This window comes from Noviherbaspirillum sp. (assembly GCF_036846085.1).
Classification (GTDB): domain Bacteria; phylum Pseudomonadota; class Gammaproteobacteria; order Burkholderiales; family Burkholderiaceae_D; genus Noviherbaspirillum.
Map to the genome: position 1 here is coordinate 1 of NZ_DAIUCO010000357.1, position 4,062 is coordinate 4,062.

The 4,062-nt window shown below is 59.7% G+C and carries 5 protein-coding genes; all 5 read left to right on the forward strand.

What is annotated here, in order from left to right; all coding sequences use genetic code 11:
- The first annotated feature begins 147 nt into the window (after positions 1–147).
- Genes V7080_RS24505 through V7080_RS24525 form a run of 5 tightly spaced genes read left to right on the forward strand, consistent with a single transcriptional unit; the run spans position 148 to position 3,818 of the window.
- Positions 148–1,077: a glutathione S-transferase family protein gene (locus V7080_RS24505; RefSeq protein WP_334190992.1), complete on the forward strand. Its 930-nt coding sequence runs from the start codon at positions 148–150 to the stop codon at positions 1,075–1,077.
- A 28-nt stretch (positions 1,078–1,105) separates the two neighbouring features.
- On the forward strand, positions 1,106–2,011 hold the full coding sequence (locus tag V7080_RS24510; protein WP_334190993.1) for an SDR family oxidoreductase: 906 nt from the start codon (positions 1,106–1,108) through the stop codon (positions 2,009–2,011).
- Between the two features lie 17 nt (positions 2,012–2,028).
- Positions 2,029–2,925 (forward strand): alpha/beta fold hydrolase, encoded by an 897-nt coding sequence (locus tag V7080_RS24515; protein WP_334190994.1) that lies wholly within the window; start codon positions 2,029–2,031, stop codon positions 2,923–2,925.
- Positions 2,926–2,958: 33 nt separating this feature from the next.
- On the forward strand, positions 2,959–3,396 hold the full coding sequence (locus V7080_RS24520; RefSeq protein WP_334190995.1) for an acyl-CoA thioesterase: 438 nt from the start codon (positions 2,959–2,961) through the stop codon (positions 3,394–3,396).
- Positions 3,393–3,818: a GNAT family N-acetyltransferase gene (locus V7080_RS24525; RefSeq protein ID WP_334190996.1), complete on the forward strand. Its 426-nt coding sequence runs from the start codon at positions 3,393–3,395 to the stop codon at positions 3,816–3,818. The genes V7080_RS24520 and V7080_RS24525 overlap by 4 nt, the downstream gene beginning before the upstream one ends.
- The last annotated feature ends 244 nt before the right edge of the window (positions 3,819–4,062 follow it).

Sequence of the window (4,062 nt, forward strand, 5' to 3'; positions counted from 1 at the left end):
GGGGGAAGGTTGGGATGGGGGTAGTGAGGTCGATCTACTGCATGCAATTGCGCAACCTCACTACCCCCACCCTAGCCCTTCCCCCTGAGAGGGGGAGGGAACCAGCCAAGGCCGTCCATTCGCAGCGTCCCGTCTCAAGGAGCCCCCATGCCCGATCTGATTTTCCACCACTACCACAACTCGCCGTTCTCGGAAAAAATCCGCACGATCTTCGGCTACAAGAAGCTCCCATGGAAATCGGTGCTGATTCCCGCCATCATGCCGAAGCCCAACCTCACGGCATTGACAGGCGGCTACCGCAAGACCCCGGTATTGCAAATCGGCGCCGATATCTATTGCGATACGGCGCTGATCGCCAATGTACTGGAACGGATTGCACCGACGCCAGGCCTGTATCCGCCGGAAATCGCTGGCATGGCAAGGACGCTCGCGCAATGGGCCGACTCGACGCTGTTCTGGACGGTGATTCCATACATCTTCAGCCAGCCGGCAGCGATCCAGAGCATACTCGGTGGCGCGACGCCGGAGCAAATGAAAGCATTTGCCGCCGACAGGGCAGGCTTCCGCGGCAATGCGCCCCGGATGTCGGCCGGCGAGGCAACCGGCAGTTTGCTCGAATACCTGCGCCGGCTTGACGGCATGCTTGCTGACGGCAAGCAGTATCTGCTCGGCGCGCAGCCCTGCATCGCGGATTTTTCTGTTTACCACTGCCTGTGGTTCGTACAAAAGGCGAAGGAAGTGGCATCGATCATCGATCGTGCACCGCATGTGCAGGCGTGGCTCGGGCGCATGGCGGCGATCGGTCATCATTCCCATGACGCGATGCCTGGCGAGCAGGCGCTTGAAATTGCCCGCTCATCAAGCCCGGCTGCCATTGATGCGCCATTCGTCGACACCTTCGGGATTGCGCTTGGCGAACAGGTAACGATTGCTCCGACCGATTATGGCCTCGATCCTGTCGAAGGCGAGCTTGTCATGGCCGCCGAAAACGAGTTGGCCGTGCGCCGCACCGACCCGCAGGCCGGGACGGTGGTCGTGCATTTCCCGCGTATCGGATTCCAGTTGAAAAAGATTTAAACACCAGCACATACATCAGGAGACTTACATGAAAAACTTCAAGGACAAGGTTGCCGTCATCACCGGCGGCGCAAGTGGTTTCGGACGCGAGTTCGCCAACATCGGAACGCGTCTCGGCATGAAGCTGGTGCTGGCGGACGTGCAGCAGGATCAGCTGGACAAGACGAAGGCCGAGCTGGAAGCGCAGGGTGCGCAGGTATTGGCGATGCGCTGCGACGTGCGCAAGCCGGAGCAGGTACAGGCACTGGCTGATGCCACCATGGAGAAGTTCGGTGCGGTGCATCTCGTCTTCAACAACGCCGGTGTCGGCTCCGGGGGACTGGTCTGGGAAAACTCGCTGGCTGATTGGGAATGGGTGCTCGGCGTCAACCTGTGGGGCGTGGTGCATGGCGTGCGTACCTTTACACCGCTGATGCTGGAATGCGCGAAGAAAGACCCGGCGTACGAAGGACACATTGTCAACACCGCTTCGATGGCCGGCCTGCTCAACGCGCCAAACATGGGGATCTACAATGTGTCCAAGCATGCCGTGGTATCGCTGTCGGAAACCTTGTTCCACGACCTGCAGCTCATCAAGGCGCCGATCGGCGCATCGGTACTGTGCCCGTATTTCGTTCCGACCGGGATTTCCAATTCCGAGCGCAGCCGCCCCGATGATGTGAAATCCGATGCAGGGCCGACCGCCAGCCAGCGCGCCGCCCAGGCGGTATCGGAAAAAGCGGTTTCGTCCGGCAAAGTGTCGGCGGCACAGGTGGCGGAGTTCACATTCAACGCGATCGCTGACAATCGCTTCTACATCTACTCGCACCCGAATGCGCTGGGCAACGTCCAGACCCGCATGGAGGACATCATCTTGCAACGCAATCCGAGTGATCCGTTCGAAGCAGCGCCGCACATCCGCGAAATGCTGCAGGCCAAACTGAACGTCAACTAACGTTAGCGGGAGCGACCATGCCAGCCACCATCCGAAGCGACCAATACGCCGCGCTGCCGAACGGCACTCGTCTGCATTACGCCAGCGCAGGAGAAAAGGGAAAACCGCTCATCCTGTTCGTGCACGGTTTCCCCGAATTCTGGTACGAGTGGGAAGCCCAACTTGCCGAGTTCGGCGCCGACCACTTCGCCGTCGCTCCCGACCTGCGCGGATTCAACCTGTCCGACATGCCGTCCGACCTGGGCGCCTACAAGGCCAAGCACATCGTCGACGATCTGCGCCAGCTCGCGGCGCATCTCGGCTACGAGAAATTCGTCATGGTCGCGCACGACTGGGGCGGCGCGATCGCGTGGAACTTCGCCATCGGCTTGCCTCAGCTACTGCATCGGCTCATCATCGTCAATTCGCCACATCCGTATCTGTTCATGCAGGCACTGGCCAAGGATCCGGAGCAGAAGAAGGCGAGCGAATACATGAACTGGCTGAGGGCGGAAGGTTCCGAAAACGCGCTTGCAAAAGACAATTTCGCCGTGCTGGAGAGCCTGCTGAACGGAATGGGAAAATCGCCGACCCCATGGTTCACGCCCGAGGTCAGGCAGAAATACCATGAGTGCTGGTCGCGCGGGCTCACCGGCGGCGTGAACTACTATCGTGCGTCACCCTTGCATCCGCCGACCGACAAGCATGCCGGTCCGTTGAAGCTGCAGCTCGATCCGAAGGATTTCCGCATCACGATTCCGACGCGGGTCATCTGGGGTGAAAACGACATGGCGCTGCCGAAGACCCTGCTGGACGGACTGGAGGATTTCATCGATGATCTGAAGATCGAGCGCATACCGGAAGGCTCGCACTGGATCATCCATGAACAGCCGGAACGGGTTAATCGCTTGATACGCGGCTTTCTCACCGATTGAGCCAACTTCACTTCGTTAATTTCTAGAGTAGCCATGGCACGCGAAGACTTTTCCTTTTTTCACCAGCTCCGCGTCCGATGGGCGGAAGCGGACATGCAGGGCATCGTATTCAACGCGCATTACCTGATGTACTTCGATGTCGCATTCACCGAATACTGGCGGGCAACCGGCCTGCCCACCGTGCAGCAGCAGGCCGAGGACGGCCGTGAAATGTTCGCCCGCAAGGCGACCGTCGAATTCCTGGCTCCCGCGCGGTTCGATGACGTGCTCGACATCGGCGTGCGCTGCGCCGGCTTCGGACGCACATCGGTCCGCTTTATCGTCGAGATTCATCTCGGTGACCAGCACCTGATATCCGGTGAACTGTTTTACGTTTATGCCGACACGAAGGTACGAAAAGGCGTTCCATTCCCCGATGACTGGCGCGCCACCATCACGCGCCTGGAAAAAACACCGCCCCAGACAACATGAAAGTCAGTCTGACGCTAGGCGACTGGGAAAGCCTGAAACCGGAAGCGCAGCCGGTGCGATACGAAGTATTCGTGGTGGAGCAAAACGTCCCGGTGGAGCTGGAGTGGGACGACATGGATCCGGTCAGCCTGCACGCTGTGGCCCGCGACGAACAGGGCAGGGCGCTGGGTACCGGACGCCTGCTCCCGGATGGCCATATCGGACGCATGGCGGTGAAGAAAAACGCGCGGGGAACCGGCATAGGAGGCCGCATCCTCGAAGCGCTGATGGAACAGGCGAGGGCGCGGGGAGACAAGTCGGTAATCCTCAGTGCACAGACGCATGCGGCACCGTTCTACAGCCGCTTCGGCTTCGTGCAGGAAGGGGAAGAATTCATGGAGGCGGGCATTCCGCATATTCAGATGCGGCATGAGTTTAACTAGCGCATGAAGGTTTAGGTCGCGCATAGAGGCTGTGGTTTTCAAATTCCGCTTGGCGCTGCCGTAAAAGTACCGGCCGAGACGGATAAAGAAGCGAAATTTGTTTGAGCCGAAGGCGAGTTTATTTCGCTTCCCGGCTTGGCCGGTACTTTTACGGGAGAAGGAGTACGCGCTTGCAAGCGCGTACCGTTGCGCAGGCGGACAGCATGCTGTCCGAATTCCCTGCTCCACCCCCGAAGGGGCAGCG